The organism is Mycobacterium shunyiense (assembly GCF_058270075.1).
Genome location: NZ_JBZDPU010000015.1, coordinates 949,124 through 963,430 on the forward strand (window position 1 = coordinate 949,124; position 14,307 = coordinate 963,430).

Annotated in this window: 15 protein-coding genes; 5 read left to right on the forward strand and 10 right to left on the reverse strand. The window is 65.9% G+C overall.

What is annotated here, in order from left to right; genetic code table 11:
- Positions 1-4: 4 nt before the first annotated feature.
- Together AC4ELH_RS18930 and AC4ELH_RS18935 are read right to left on the reverse strand one after the other, a co-directional pair.
- Entirely contained in the window at positions 5-499 is a 495-nt protein-coding gene (locus AC4ELH_RS18930; RefSeq protein ID WP_064882214.1) for a hypothetical protein, read from the reverse strand.
- Complete coding sequence (locus AC4ELH_RS18935; RefSeq protein ID WP_064882212.1) at positions 492-770, reverse strand: putative holin; 279 nt, start codon at positions 768-770, stop codon at positions 492-494. Before AC4ELH_RS18935 ends, AC4ELH_RS18930 begins: the two co-directional genes overlap by 8 nt.
- Before the next feature lie 164 nt (positions 771-934).
- Between AC4ELH_RS18935 and AC4ELH_RS18940 the strand changes: the two genes are divergently transcribed.
- Entirely contained in the window at positions 935-1,798 is an 864-nt protein-coding gene (locus AC4ELH_RS18940; RefSeq protein WP_448444189.1) for a cyclopropane mycolic acid synthase family methyltransferase, read from the forward strand.
- Here AC4ELH_RS18940 and AC4ELH_RS18945 read toward each other — a convergent pair.
- Positions 1,782-2,309, reverse strand: coding sequence for a DUF779 domain-containing protein (locus AC4ELH_RS18945; protein ID WP_448443833.1), 528 nt, complete (start codon positions 2,307-2,309; stop codon positions 1,782-1,784). The genes AC4ELH_RS18940 and AC4ELH_RS18945 overlap by 17 nt on opposite strands.
- 26 nt (positions 2,310-2,335) lie before the next feature.
- On the opposite strand from AC4ELH_RS18945, the gene AC4ELH_RS18950 reads away from it, so the two are divergent.
- Together AC4ELH_RS18950 and AC4ELH_RS18955 are read left to right on the forward strand one after the other, a co-directional pair.
- A complete protein-coding gene (locus tag AC4ELH_RS18950; RefSeq protein ID WP_448443835.1) occupies positions 2,336-4,372 on the forward strand; it encodes a prolyl oligopeptidase family serine peptidase in 2,037 nt (678 codons plus the stop codon).
- A gap of 61 nt (positions 4,373-4,433) precedes the next feature.
- Positions 4,434-5,591, forward strand: coding sequence for a neutral zinc metallopeptidase (locus AC4ELH_RS18955; protein ID WP_498885928.1), 1,158 nt, complete (start codon positions 4,434-4,436; stop codon positions 5,589-5,591).
- A gap of 30 nt (positions 5,592-5,621) precedes the next feature.
- Here the strand turns inward: AC4ELH_RS18955 and AC4ELH_RS18960 are convergent, their stop codons facing one another.
- From AC4ELH_RS18960 to AC4ELH_RS18985, 6 genes are all read right to left on the reverse strand, one after another.
- Positions 5,622-6,470 carry a hypothetical protein gene (locus AC4ELH_RS18960; RefSeq protein WP_498885930.1) on the reverse strand — a complete coding sequence of 283 codons (849 nt, stop codon included), beginning with the start codon at positions 6,468-6,470 and terminating at the stop codon, positions 5,622-5,624.
- 36 nt (positions 6,471-6,506) lie between these two features.
- On the reverse strand, positions 6,507-7,364 hold the full coding sequence (ppk2, locus tag AC4ELH_RS18965) for a polyphosphate kinase 2 (protein ID WP_055110501.1): 858 nt from the start codon (positions 7,362-7,364) through the stop codon (positions 6,507-6,509).
- A 63-nt stretch (positions 7,365-7,427) separates the two neighbouring features.
- Positions 7,428-8,957 carry an aldehyde dehydrogenase family protein gene (locus tag AC4ELH_RS18970; protein ID WP_064882204.1) on the reverse strand — a complete coding sequence of 510 codons (1,530 nt, stop codon included), beginning with the start codon at positions 8,955-8,957 and terminating at the stop codon, positions 7,428-7,430.
- Between the two features lie 197 nt (positions 8,958-9,154).
- Positions 9,155-10,297: a hypothetical protein gene (locus AC4ELH_RS18975; protein ID WP_498885933.1), complete on the reverse strand. Its 1,143-nt coding sequence runs from the start codon at positions 10,295-10,297 to the stop codon at positions 9,155-9,157.
- 406 nt (positions 10,298-10,703) lie between these two features.
- Positions 10,704-11,276, reverse strand: coding sequence for a phosphatase PAP2 family protein (locus tag AC4ELH_RS18980; protein WP_498885935.1), 573 nt, complete (start codon positions 11,274-11,276; stop codon positions 10,704-10,706).
- Entirely contained in the window at positions 11,273-11,803 is a 531-nt protein-coding gene (locus AC4ELH_RS18985; RefSeq protein ID WP_064880718.1) for a mycothiol transferase, read from the reverse strand. Before AC4ELH_RS18985 ends, AC4ELH_RS18980 begins: the two co-directional genes overlap by 4 nt.
- Positions 11,804-11,857: 54 nt before the next feature.
- Between AC4ELH_RS18985 and AC4ELH_RS18990 the strand changes: the two genes are divergently transcribed.
- Complete coding sequence (locus tag AC4ELH_RS18990) at positions 11,858-13,399, forward strand: serine/threonine-protein kinase (protein ID WP_498885937.1); 1,542 nt, start codon at positions 11,858-11,860, stop codon at positions 13,397-13,399.
- The gene (locus tag AC4ELH_RS18995) at positions 13,399-13,887 is read left to right on the forward strand and encodes a hypothetical protein (RefSeq protein WP_498885939.1); all 489 of its coding nucleotides are present in this window, start codon (positions 13,399-13,401) and stop codon (positions 13,885-13,887) included. The genes AC4ELH_RS18990 and AC4ELH_RS18995 overlap by 1 nt, the downstream gene beginning before the upstream one ends.
- A gap of 3 nt (positions 13,888-13,890) precedes the next feature.
- Here AC4ELH_RS18995 and AC4ELH_RS19000 read toward each other — a convergent pair whose 3' ends face one another.
- Positions 13,891-14,277: a VOC family protein gene (locus tag AC4ELH_RS19000; RefSeq protein WP_064880691.1), complete on the reverse strand. Its 387-nt coding sequence runs from the start codon at positions 14,275-14,277 to the stop codon at positions 13,891-13,893.
- Between the last annotated feature and the right edge of the window lie 30 nt (positions 14,278-14,307).

Here is a 14,307-nt window from a genome sequence, read left to right on the forward strand (position 1 = left end):
GGTGCTACCGGGCGATCCAGCCGAACACGTAGGCGCCGTAGAAAACCGCTGCTGCGGCCATTGCCGCCACCGGCGCCGACATCAGCGCGATGGCCAGGGCCGATACCACCGGTTTGCGTTGGGCCGTCGATGCCAGCAGCGCGCCGACCGTGGTGGTGACGACGTAGGCCAGCGCCGCGAACACCGGCCAGGTCTTGTCGGCCGACTGATACCAGTAGTAGTACAGGCCCGCGCCGGCGGCGGCCGAGACGAACCAGACCCCGGCCAGCACGCCCACGAACGTCCACCACTTCACCGACAGATAGGACCCCTCGACCACGACGGACGGGGCCGGGGCGGGCAACGGCGCCGAGGGTGCGTCGTCGGTTTCCGTCTGGTCCGGCGTCATGTCTTCCGCAGGCGTGGTGGCGGCCGACGATTCGTCGGCGACAATCTCGTTTTCCCCGGTGTCGAACAGCGGGGCGAAGTCCGCGGTGGAGGTGTCGACGTCCTCAGCCATGGGATGCCACCTGGATGATCGCCAGTGCGCCGAACCAGCCGGGCGCGATGGCCAGCGCGAAGGCTCCGAGCGTGGTGACCCAGCGCCGCCCCGCGACCAGGACGAGGAGCGTCCCGAGGACGCCGGGAACTCCGAGGACGAGGGCGATCACCACATCGGGCCGGACGGAGACCGTCACCAGCAGTGTCGTGGCAATCCCGGCCAGTAGGCCGACCGCTACGCCGACCGACATTGCGCCGGTCAGCAGCCACGCCCGTGGCAGCGGAATCACCCTTCGACGATAACGCCGCGATCCCGTACGACAGCGGCACGCGTGCGGCGCGCCCCGGCCGATATCGATTCGTAGCCATCCGTGGCCCGATCGGCTCCGAATGGTCTATGAGGATCGCGGCCGCGATCTGTCTCTCGACCGACGAGCAGCAGAAAGGCGCCCCTGTGCCGAAATCCCTGACTCCGCATTTCGCCGACGTCCAAGCTCACTACGACCTTTCCGACGACTTCTTCCGCCTGTTCCTCGATCCGACGCAGACCTACAGCTGCGCGTATTTCGAGCGCGACGACATGAGCTTGGAGGAAGCGCAGATCGCCAAGATCGACCTCGCGCTGGGCAAGTTGGGGTTGGAACCGGGGATGACGTTGCTCGACGTCGGGTGCGGTTGGGGTGCCACGATGCGACGCGCCATCGAACGCTACGACGTCGACGTGGTGGGACTGACGCTGTCGAAGAACCAGGCTGCGCACGTCAGCAGGATGTTCGACGGTATGGACACCGACCGCGGCAGGCGAGTGCTCTTGCAGGGCTGGGAGCAGTTCGACGAGCCGGTCGACCGGATCGTCTCGATCGGCGCGTTCGAGCATTTCGGTCGTGACCGCTACCCCGCCTTCTTCGACAAGGCGTATCAGGCCCTGCCGTCCGATGGGGTGATGTTGCTGCACACCATCTGCGGGATCGACCCCCGCACGGCCCATGAGATGGGAGTACCTGTCACCTTCGAGCTGGCCAGGTTCATCAAGTTCATCCTGACCGAGATCTTCCCCGGTGGGCAGTTGCCGTCGATTCCGATGGTCCATGAGCACGCGACCGCGGCCGAATTCACGGTCGCTCGGGAGCAGTCGTTGCAGCCGCACTACGCCCGAACCCTCGACGTTTGGGCTGACAATCTGCAGGCCAACCGGCAGCAGGCCGTCGCGACCCAGTCCGAGGAGGTCTACGAGCGTTACGTGAAGTATCTGACGGGCTGCGCCAAGCTGTTCCGCCGTCGCCAGACCGACGTGGTCCAGTTCACCTTGGCGAAGTAGGCACCGTTCGCGCCGGTACCGGGCAGGCGTCGGCGGCTTCGTCGACCAGGTGGCTGCCGGTATCGGGCGGGCGGGCGCCGGCGCTGTACTGCGCGCCCGTCACCGGGGGTTGCTCGGCCAGCAGGGCATTCTCCTCGTCGGTGAACGCCCGGCCACGCGACAGGAAGCGCATGCCTTCGGGCGCTTCCAAACTGAACCCACCACCCCGACCGGGTACGACGTCGATCACCAACTGGGTGTGCTTCCACGCCTCGAACTGGGGGCCGGAGATCCACACGGGCACACCGAAGATGCCTTTGCTCCTCGCGTCCGCACCGCCCACGTCGAGCACCGCCAGCACGATGTCGCGGTCCCCGACGATGAACTCGCCGTCGGGGTAACACATCGGCGACGATCCGTCGCAGCACCCGCCGGACTGATGGAACATCAACGCCCCGTGACGCTGCTGCAACCGCGCCAGCAGATCGGCGGCGGCCACAGTGATCAGGGCCCGCGCCGGTGCTCGACTCATCACGTCCTCACTTCCACGGGCCAGTGGTGTTGTTCAGCTCACAGTACTCGCGCAGTCACAATGGGCAGGTGGCTGAGGACCCCTATCTGTGGCTTGAGGACATCACCGGCGACGACGCCTTGGCGTGGGTGCGTGCCCACAACGAGCCGACGCTCGCCCAGTTGAGCGGTGAACGTTTCGAGACGATGCGCTCCGAGATATTGGAGATCCTGGACACCGATGCGCGGATCCCCTACCCGGGCCGGCGTGGTGAGTTCCTGTACAACTTCTGGCGCGACGAGACGAATCCGCGCGGCCTGTGGCGGCGCACCACGCTGGAGAGCTACCGCACCGACGATCCGGACTGGGACGTGATCCTGGACCTGGACGAGCTGGCCCGCGCCGAGGACGAGAACTGGGTGTGGTCCGGGCCCGAGGTGATCGAGCCGGATCACACACTCGCCATGATCAGCCTGTCCCGCGGCGGCGCCGACGCCGCCGTGGTGCGCGAGTTCGACATGCGGACAAGAGAATTCGTGCCGGGCGGGTTCGAGCTGCCCGAAGCCAAGTCGTCGGTGTCCTGGGAGGACGAGGACACCCTGTTGGTGTGCACAGACTTCGGCGAAGGCTCGATGACCGAGTCCGGGTATCCACGGATCGCCAAGCGGTGGCGGCGTGGGCGGCCGTTGGCCGAGGCCGAGACGGTGTATGAGGCGGAGCCAACCGATGTCCGGGTGATCGCCTCGGTCGACCGGAGCCCGGGCTTCGAGCACACCCGCCTGGGCCGCTACACCGACTTCTACCACCGCATCCGCTACGAGCTGCGCGACGGTGAGCTGATCGAGATCAAGATCCCGACCGACTCGTCGCTGTCGCTGCACCGCGAGTGGCTGCTGATCTCCCTGCGGAGCGACTGGCAGGTGGGTGACGTCACCTACCCGGCCGGGGCGCTACTGGGCACCAAGTTCGACGACTTTCTCTCCGGCACAGCCGATCTTGCGATGATTTACGAGCCGGATGAGCACAGCAGCCTGGCCGGTGTGCAGTGGACCAAAGAGAAGCTGATCCTCGTCACGCTGCGTGATGTCGCCAGCCATGTCGAGATCGTCACTCCCGGCACCTGGGAGCACAGGGACGCACCGGACATTCCACCCGCGACCGACACCATCGTCGTCGACAGCGATCACCTCGGAGACGAAGTCTTCTACAACTCAAGCGGATTCACCACCCCGTCAAAGCTGCTGTACGGCACCGCCGGAGGCCCGCTGGTCGAGGTCAAGTCGGCACCGGCGTTCTACGACGCCACGGGCATCGACGTCGAGCAGTTCTTCGCGACGTCCAAGGACGGCACGCAGGTGCCGTACTTCGTGGTCGGGCGCCGCCACGAACCGAGCCTCACCCACCTCTACGGCTACGGCGGGTTCCAGAATTCGTTGACCCCGAGCTACCTCGGCGGCGCGGGCCGAGCCTGGCTGGCCCGCGGCGGCACCTTCGTACAGGCCAACATTCGTGGCGGCGGCGAGTACGGTCCGGACTGGCACAAGCAGGCGATGCGGGAGAACCGCCACCTGGTGTACGAGGATTTCGCCGCGGTGGCAGCTGATCTGGTGAACCGCGGTATCACCACGGTCGAGCAGCTGGGCGCCTCCGGCGGCAGCAACGGTGGGCTGCTGATGGGCGTCATGCTGACCCACTACCCCGAGCTGTTCGGAGCGCTGGTGTGCAGCGTGCCGCTGCTGGACATGAAGCGCTTCCACCTGCTGCTGGCGGGTGCGTCGTGGGTGGCCGAGTACGGCAATCCCGACGATCCGGCGGACTGGGAGTTCATGTCGAAATATTCTCCGTACCACAATATTTCAAAGGGCGCGAAGTACCCGCCTATCCTGATCACCACCTCGACCCGCGATGACCGGGTGCATCCCGGCCATGCCAGGAAGATGGCGGCGGCACTGGAGGCCGCCGGGCACCGGGTGCTGTACTTCGAGAACATCGAGGGTGGCCACGGCGGCGCGGCCGACAACAAGCAGGCGGCGTTCAGGTCCGCGCTGACGTACGAGTTCCTCTGGCAAACGCTGAGCGGCTAGCGGGGCCCTGCCGGGAATTCGTGCGCAGCCGCGGCCTGGTCAGGCCAGTATCGTTCTCGAAATGCAGTCGTGGGGTCCGTTCGGTCCGCCGCCCAAGTCCTGGGATAACAACAATCCCTTCGCCGCGGGCGCCGATCCGTTCACGCCGGCCGAAAAGAGCACCGCCAAGCCGGCGGACCCGTGGACTTCAGCTGTCGATCCCTGGGCAACCGCTCCGTCCGGCCCGCCTCCCCAGCAGCACTTTGCCGATCCGTGGGGCGCTCCGTCCGCCGCCTATCCGGCGCCTGCGCCGTTGCCGAAAAGCTCTCGGCGCGCCGCCATCCTGATCGGCTCGGCCGTCGCCGTCGTGGTGGTGATCGCACTGGTCACCGCCGGGGTCTTCGTGCTCGACAAGCAGGGCACCGCCAGCGCCAGCGAGCCGGTCAGCCCCGCAGTCGCCGTGCCCACCAGCGAGCTCACGTCCGCGCCGTCATACACCGCCACCACGACGCCGCACCCGACCTCCACCACGGCGCAGGCCCTGCCCACAGGTGACGCGGCGCTGGGACAAAACCGGATCGCTGCCAACTTCGACGCCGGCCTGGCAAAACAACCATGCAATCCCGTCGGTTGGCCGAGCGACGCAGCGGCGGCCCGGATTTTCTACGAGACAGCCGTGTCGTGCATGGATACGGCGTGGAAGCCCCTGATCACTGCGGCGGGAATGGAATTCCGTAGTCCCAAGGTGTCCCTGGCCGAAGGATGCGATAGCGACGGGATGCGCGGCTTCGCAGGCCTGTACTGCAGCAAGACGGAAACTCTGTACGTGCCGCTGTCCAGCTTGTCCCCGAAAAAAGACACCGCCGAGGTGATCTTCAACCTGGCAGTGCTCGCCCATGAATACGGCCACCACGTCCAGAACCTCATCGGGACCTCCGATGAGATGTACAAACAGGCCAGAGCCGTTGGCGAGCAGTCCGAACCAGGACTGGAACTGTCGCGCCGCATGGAGCTGCAGGCGCAGTGCTTCTCCGGCATGTTCGTCGGTTCCATCGTCGACACCGGAGGCCGGTTCACCGTGGCCGATTACCAGGTGATTGCAAACGGCAATTGGGATGCCGTTTCGCCACGCGACCACGGATCGCCTGAGCGCTATGGATCCTGGTGGGATCAGGGCTACCGCCTGAACAAGATCGGCGAATGCAATACGTGGCTATCCCCTGCCAGCGACGTGTCGTAGCCGGCGAAAGCTAGTGGGCGCAATTCGAACTCAAGCTGGTCGACGCCGCAACCCACCGAGCAGCGCCACAATGATCCCGAACACCACGAGCGCACCGCCGGCCGCCAGGGCGAGGTTGAGCCATTGGTGCAGGCTGTCGATGGCATGCCCGACCATGGCATCGGCGATCTGTCGGATGTCGCCGCTGGTGTGGTTGAGGGCCTCGTTGAGGTAACGTCGGCCCGCCTCCAATCCGGCCCAACCGGCGGCGCCCACCAACAAGGAGGAGATGCCCAGTGCAGCAAGGGTTTTGCCGCGGGCGCGTGCGGCGGCGAGAGTCAGCAGGGCGAAGACGCCGGCCAGCACTGTCACGCCGACGCTGACCCACGGGGCCCACACGGCCAGCGGTCGCAGGATCCCCGGCCGCAGATTATCCGGTGCCGATGAGGCGATTGGGACCGTAAGTGTTTGCGGCACTTCGACACCGAAGTTGGACAAGGTTTCACGGAACGAGGTGTCCCTGAGCATCGGGGCCACATCGATCACCCAACTACCGTTCTCGTCCCGCGACAGCCGGTCGGTGAACATCCAGGTGTGCGCAAGCTGGTTGGCGAGGGCGAACTGTCCAGGGAAGTCCGGCCCGGCGGTGTAGGCACCTGCCACGGCGCGGATCCGGCGCGAGTCGACATCGGCACCGTTCTGCGAGGCCAGGGATTGCACCTGGGTGGTGAGTTCCCCGGCGACGGCCTGCTGCAACTGCGGGTCGGCAGCGGCGCCTGCGGCGAAGGACGAGTAGCCCTGCTCGTCGATGACGTTTTTCTGCACCCACGCCGACGGTAGCGCCGCGGCCAGCAGGATCGTCGTCAACACCCACAGGAACAGCGTCATGACGAAGCGCACGCCGTCCTCCTAGCTCCCGGGCAGCGGCCAGACTGCTCAGTCCGACAGGGCTCGCCCCACGATCAGCGGATCGGCGTGGCCGACCACCTCAAAATCCTTGTTGTCGTAATCGAACTTACCGAGCACGTGGCGCATGGCGTTGATGCGGGCACGTTTCTTGTCGTTGCTCTTGACCACGGTCCAAGGCGCCATTTCGGTGTCCGTCCAGGCGAACATGTCTTCCTTGGCGGCGGTGTAGTCGTCCCACTTGTCCAGCGACGCGAGGTCGGTGGGTGAGAGTTTCCACTGCCGCACCGGGTCGACCTGACGGATGGTGAACCGGGTGCGCTGCTCGGATTGCGTGACGGAGAACCACAGCTTGGTCAGACTGATGCCGTCGTTGACCAGCATCTGCTCGAACAGCGGGGCCTGCCGGATGAATTCGGCGTGCTGCTTGGGCGAGCAGTAGCCCATCACGCGTTCCACCCCGGCGCGGTTGTACCAGGAGCGGTCGAACAGCACGATCTCGCCGGCGGCGGGCAGGTGCTGCACGTAGCGCTGGAAGTACCACTGGGTGCGTTCTTTTTCGGTCGGCTTCTCCAGCGCGACCACGCGGGCTCCGCGGGGGTTCAGGTGTTCCATGAACCGCTTGATGGTGCCACCTTTGCCTGCGGCGTCACGCCCCTCGAACACGATGACGTGCCGGAGTCCATTGCCCTGGCTCCACTTCTGCAGCTTCAGCAGTTCGATCTGCAGCAGGCGCTTCTGTTCCTCGTACTCCTGACGCGACATGCGGTCGTCGTACGGGTAGTTCTCCCGCCAGGTGTCGACGACCTCGCCGCTGGGTTGCAGCAGCAGTTCGGGGTCGTCATCGTCGTCGTCGCGGACCGTGTACCCGGTGATGTCGAGAGTCACCGGCCGACGGTATCCACCCCGGCGAACACGAAGGTGTCGCCGGGGTGAACGGCTGGTAGTGCCCTACTTGGCCCTGCGGCGCGGACGCGCCAGCGCCAGCTTGGTCAGCAGCTTGTTCATCCGAACGATCGCCTTCTCGGAGTTGTTGTAGTAGCTGCCGCCGGCGCCCACACTGGTGCGCGGCACCACCACGGTCTCCTGCTTGCAGAACTTGCGCACCCCGTCGACGCCGCCGAAGCGGGCACCGATACCGGAGGTCTTCCAGCCGCCCATCGGCGCGGTGGTGCACATCAGGTTGGAGATGACGTCGTTGACGTTGACCGCACCGCAATCAAGCTGCAGCGCAATGGCCTTGGCCCGGTCGACATCCTTGGAGAACACCGAGGCGCTCAGCCCGTAGGGGCTGTCGTTGGCCAGCCGAACGGCTTCCTCGACCGAGGACACCTTCATGATCGGCAGGGTCGGACCGAAGGTCTCCTCGGTCATGCAGGCCATCGAGTGGTCGACGTCGACCAGCACGGTCGGCTCGAAGAAGCTGCCACCGCCCTCGGGGCGCTTGCCTCCGGTCAGCGCCTTGGCGCCGGCGGCGACGGCCTCGTTGACGTGGCGTTCGGTGATCGCCACCTGACTGTCGTCGATCTGGGAGCCGAAGTGGTAGCCCTCCCCGGTCCCCATCTTGAGGTTCTCGACGGCTTTCACGGTGGCGGCGACGAACTGGTCGTAGACCGGATCGAGCACATAGACCCGCTCGACGGACACGCAGGTCTGGCCGGCGTTGAACATCCCGCCCCACACCGCGGCGTTGGCGGCCAGCTCGACGTCGGCATCCTCGAGCACGATCATCGGGTCCTTGCCGCCGAGCTCCAGGCTCACCGGGGTCAGACGGCGGGCTGCACGCTCCATCACCTTGGCTCCCGTCGCGCAGGAACCGGTGAACTGGACGTAGTCGGAATTGTCGATGACCGCCTCCGACACCGCACGCGCACCCTGCGCCAGGGCGAACACCTCGGGGGCACCGGAATCCAGCCAGCCGCGCAGCAGCACCTCGGCAGTCAACGGGGTGCGCTCAGACGGCTTGAGCAGCACCGCGCACCCGGCAGCCAGGGCGCCGATGGCGTCCATCATGGCGTTGGCCACGGGGTAGTTCCACGGCGCGATGATCCCGACGACTGCGCGCGGCCGGTAATGCACGGCGATCTTCTTGATCGACATGATGGGCAGCGCGGCCGGCCGGGTGTCCGGGGCCATCGCCTCCTCGACGACCTTGATGTAGTACGAGAGGATCATGATCAGCAGCGGGACCTCTTGTGCGGCGTCCATGGCCGACTTGCCGGTCTCGGCGATCAGGAGTTTCTCGATCTCGTCGCGGTGGTCCCCCAGCCATACCGCGTAGCGGGAAAGGACCTTGGCGCGGCCTTTGGCGCCTCGGGCCTCCCACTCCTTCTGCGCTTCCCGCAGACCCGCCGCGATACGCGGCACGTCGGCCGCGTCGGTCCAGGTCACTTGGCCGGCGACGGCGCCGGTCGCGGGGTTGTAAATGGTGCCGGAGCCCGTGAACTCTCCGGTCAGAGCTACATCTGGCGTCGCTGTCATGCGGCCTATGTTAATCGGCGTTTGTGACGCACGTCGCACCGGGGTTGACACCTGTCAAGTTGGTGGCCGCGCCGGGGTGTCCAGATCGACGAAATGGCCGCCCCGCGGAGTGCGTGAGCGGCCATCTCGTCGAATTCGAGGGGAACTTACCGAGAGCGTGGCGACCCCTCATCACCGCGCTCTACGCCGGCATCACCTCAGTCCTCAGAACCCTTCTTCGGGCCGAGCTTCTTGGCCGTCTTGTCGGCCGCTTCGCGCACCTTCTTGACGACCTTGTCGACGTTCGCCTTGGCCTTTTCCCGCCGCTTCTCGGCCTTGTCCTTGGCGCCGTCGAGCGCGGCGTTGAGGTTGGTGACGTGGGGCTTGAGGTTGTTCACCTTCGGCTTCTGGTCGGACTTGTCGTCGGCGGCCGACAGCAGCCGGCTCCGATTGAGACTGTTGTTGGCGAGCACGTTGCCGGTGCTGTCCACCTTGTCGCGCACACCGAGCACGTTGGCGGCTGCGATCCGCACGGAATCGCGCGCACCGATCAGTTGGTTGTTACGGAACTGCATGAGGGCGCCGTCACCGGTCGGGTCGGTCGGGTCGTGATTGGTGCCGCCACCGAGCCCGGCCGGGAGCGCTTCGGCAAGACCCTCGATCGCCGGGTCCGCGACCCACATCGGCGCATCGATGTATTCCTTCACCGCCCTGTAGACCGCGAGCTCGTCGCCGGATGCCACCGCCTGCGCGACGGACACCAGGCCGACCGCCCCGAGCACGGCGCCGTTGACGCTGCGCACGGCCGATTCCTGCAGCCCCCGAGCGAGCGCCGCGGTGTAGTTGTCGTTGGGCCACGGGGTGTCGACGTCGAGCACCTGCGCGAACTGCGCGTTGATGTCATCCCGGAGGCCCAGGAGTTCGTTGTTGCGGAACTGCATGAAGGCGCCGTCACCGGCCGAGGTGTTGGTTACGTGGTCCGAGCCGCCACCGAACTCCTCGGGCAGCGTGATGGCAATCGCCTCGATGAGTGGATCGGCGACATAGACCGGTGAATCGACGATCTGCCGAATCTGGGAGAACAACCGCTCGTTGTCGCCGGCCACGAGCTGAGCCGCGAGGACAAAGGGCGTGAGCGGCGCCTGGACGAACTGGTCCGCGAGCCGCTGACCGGCCATGAACACCAGCCCCGCTTGATTCATGCCCTCGAAGCTGGCCATCAAGGCCGTCGACGCGTCGAGAACACGCGGCGGCGTGGGTGTCGACACCGCGACCGGAGTGATCGCGACGACACCGGCGGTGGCGACGGCGACGCATGCGGCCAGACCGCTCGAGACACGACTGTTGACACGACTGTTCATTGATGAAATCCCCTCGATGACTTGCTATTTGGGCTGACCGACGACTCGGTACGCGCCGGAATTTACCTGGCACTAATCAAGATCTCAGGTTTTTCTCAGGTGGAAATTTTGCGGTTGTTGCATGCGCAACTACCTTCGCTCCCGGCACGGTTGCCGCAAAAATCAGAAAGTAACCATCTGCGCAGCTCGCACCCGCACGAAGAGTTTGCTGTGGGGCTACGCCAGATCTAAAAGCATTGCGGAATGCAACACCGGGCGACGACCAACATTCCTGAACCGTCAACTGGTCCTTGATGGTTGGCCGATCTTGAAAGTACCCCGTGGACATCGCGCGCCATCTCGCACCTGAGGGCTCCGCATCGCGGGTAGCCATCGGGCGAAAAGTCCGCACCGGACAAATGATCGCTCAGCGAAGATCAGGCGAGGCGTCATCCACCTGGCCATATTGCCCATCTCGGGCGAGCGTCGCGGCGACGCACACCACCGAGGTGCCCAGCAGCACCCCGCCGATCGTGTCCGTGAAGTAGTGAAAGGTCATCGACAGGCCGAACATGGCGAGCAGGACAACGCAGACCGCCACCACCAGCACCCACAGCCTCATGCCTGCCACCAACACGAGCAAGCTCGTCACTGCCACGAGAAACGTGGTGTGACCGCTGGGATAGGCCAGCGCACCACCTTTCTCCCTACCGAAGATCGGCTTGATGACGCGAACGACGGTGATCGCCACCAGCGGGCTCACCACCATGGCGAGCGCCAACCGTTTCCGGTGTTGGCGCAGCGCCACGACGATGCCGACCAGCAACGCGGCCGCCACCAGCAGCGGCTGGCTGAGCACCAGGAAGACGTCCCGATACGAACCGAATTCGACGCCGATCTGCTGGAACCAGTTGTCGATCGGCACCGGTCCCGTACGGACGGCCCAGCCGAGCAGGACCATGACGGTGAGGCCGACGACGGGCCACCACCGGGCGATCAAGGGATGATGCCGCGCAGATACGCGGCCTGGCCCAGGTGCTGGGCGCAATCATCGATGATGCTGACCAGCCGGGCACTTGCCGTCACCGGCGGATCCCACCGGCTGTCGACGATGCGGCCGAGGTCGGAGGCGGTCACCCCGGCGATGTAGGCCAGCGTCACCTTGTGCACTGCCAGGTAGTAGCCCGCCAGCAGTTCGGCTGAGGCGTGCACCTTCGCAACGTCCTCGGGGCTGTGGCCGTAGCCGATGTCGTTGCCCGGTAGATCGAGCCCGAACCGATCCTTCCAGCCGTCGCGGGTCCACACCTGCTCGATCCCGGCGATGTCGCACAACTGCAGGTCCTGGCAGCGAGCACTGTGCCAGATCAACCAGGCGATGCTGTTGGCCTGCGGTGTGGGCCGGTAACTCGACACCTCTTCGGTCAGCCCGTCGGTGAGATCGTCGACATGCTCGATGAGCCGGGTGAACGCGTCGCGCAGCAATTCGCGGACGGCATCGGAACCGGCGTTGGAGTCAGCGGCAGCCATGGCATCGACGCTACTCGCGAAACGGCCGATGGCCGGTCCGACTACCATCACTGCATGCCGTTGAATACCGGTGACGTGTTCGCCGGGTACACGATTCAACGTCTACTCGGCTCAGGCGGCATGGGCGAGGTATATCTGGCCCAACATCCGCGGCTCCCCCGCCAGGATGCGTTGAAGATCATGCCGGCCTCGCTGACCAGTGACGCCCAGTACCGCGAACGGTTCAACCGCGAGGCCGACATCGCCGCCTCGCTCTGGCATCCCCACATCGTCGGCTTGCACGATCGCGGCGAGTACGAGGGCCAGCTGTGGATCGCGATGGACTACGTCGACGGCACCGACGCCGCGCGGCACGTGCGTGAGCGGCACCCCGGCGGCGTCCCCCTACGTGAAGCGGTCGAGATCGTCACCGCCATCGCCGAGGCGCTCGACTACGCCCACGAGCGCAACCTGCTGCACCGCGACGTGAAGCCTGCCAATATCCTGCTGACCGGACCCGAAGCGGCTCGTCGTCGAATCCTGTTGGCCGACTTCGGCGTTGCCCGTCGGATCGATGACATCAGCGGGATCACCGCCACCAACATGGCCGTCGGTTCCATGGCCTACTCGGCTCCCGAGCAGCTCCTCGGGCAGTCGATGGATGGGCGGGCCGATCAGTACGCGCTGGCAGCCAGTGCATTTCAGCTCCTGGCCGGGCACTCGCCGTTCCACCACTCCAACCCGGCGGTGGTGATCAGCAAGCAACTCAACGAGCCCCCACCGAGCCTGGGGACCGAACGTCCCGAACTGGCCTACCTGGACGAGGTCATGCTCAAGGGGATGGCCAAGGACCGGGCCGGCCGCTACCCGCGGTGCAGCGATTTCGCCAAGGCGCTCGCCGACGCCCGGCCGACGGCCGCTCCCCTCACGCAGCGGCCCCCCACGCCGCAACCGCAGCCTCAGCCGCCGGTGTCGGTATCGCCACGGCCGCAACAGTTCTCTCCCGAGCCCCCGCGGGTCATCACGGCCCCGAGCTTCACGGCATCCACCCACCCGGTGGCCGGCCCATCGCACTCCTCCCCCCACTGGTCGGGGCCCAGCCCGATCCCGCAGCCGCGCCGCCCCGAGAAGAGCAGCGCGGCAAGGGTTGTGGTGCCTACCGTGCTCGCAGTGCTGTTGGTGTGCGCCATCGGCTTCGCGATCAGCCAGTTCGTCCGCGATGCCCCGGTGGCGCGAACGACGCCGTCGTGGCAGCCATACGTGGACGCCGCCCAGACTTTCGCGTTGCACACCGTCACCGTGAGCGCAGACACGGTCGACACCGATCTCGCGACGATCATGGACGGCGCCACCGACGAGTTCCGCGCCGACCTGCAGAACCAAGCACCGCAGATCAAAAAGAAGGCCACGGATCTGGGCGTCAAGACCGACGGAACGGTCACCGGGGCCGGCGTCGAATCGTTGTTCTCCAACGAGGCGGTCGTGCTCGTCACCGTCGACACCAAGGTGACCGTCACAGTCAATCGGGTCGGTGTGGTTTCACTGCAACGGGTCAGGGTCACCGTTGAGCACGTCGACGGCAGCTACAAGGCCTCGAAGCTGGAGTTCGTGAACTGATGGGCACACGCACACGTGGCTGGACGCTGTCGGTCATCGCGCTGATCGTGGGGATCGTCGTCGCGGGCGGCCTTGGCTTCTGGCAATTGTCGGTCAAGAGCACTCCGGCGCCCGCCCCGATCGCCGACGACGACCAGGCGCGCGAGCAGGTCACCGATTTCGTGAAGACCAATGTGGTCAAGGCGCTGAGCTTCACCCCGACCACCAGCCGGGCCGAGATCGACGCGGTCACCGAAATCCTGACCGGCACCGCCGTCGACGAATACCGGAAAACGATCCGCGCGAAGTCGGACAACGTCACCCAGTCGGCGATTGTCCGCAACACCGGAGTGGAATCGCTGACCGCCGACGAGGCCAAGGTGGTGGCGTTCGTCGACCAGAGTTCCGAGACCGCCGGCGGTCCGTCGACCAAGGACGCGGTGGCCTACCGGGTCAGCCTGACCCGCATCGACGGCGACTGGCGGATCTCGGAACTGGAACAGCTCTAAGGGCTACTGCGGGGCAGCCCCGTGGAACACCGCCTCGACGTTGTTTCCGTCGGGATCGCGGACGAATGCACCGAAGTAGCCCGGGTGGTATTCGGGCCACAGGCGTGGCGCATGTAGCGACTCGGCACCCAGACCCAGGGCCGCGTCGTAGAACGCCTGCACGGCATCGGCGTCGGCCGCGTGAAACGCCACGTGGATTTCCCGGTTGGGCCCACCGGCATCGCCGGCACTGGCATCGGCGATCCAGAAGTCGGGCTTACCTTCACTGCCGTAGCCGATCGCCACCTGGTAGTCCAGCTGTCGGCTGTACCCGAGTACGCCCAGCACAGAGTCGTAGAACTCCTTTGATTTGGCCCAGTCGGTGCAATTGATTCCAAAGTGATCGATCACCGGTCGATCCTTGCATCCGGCACCGACACG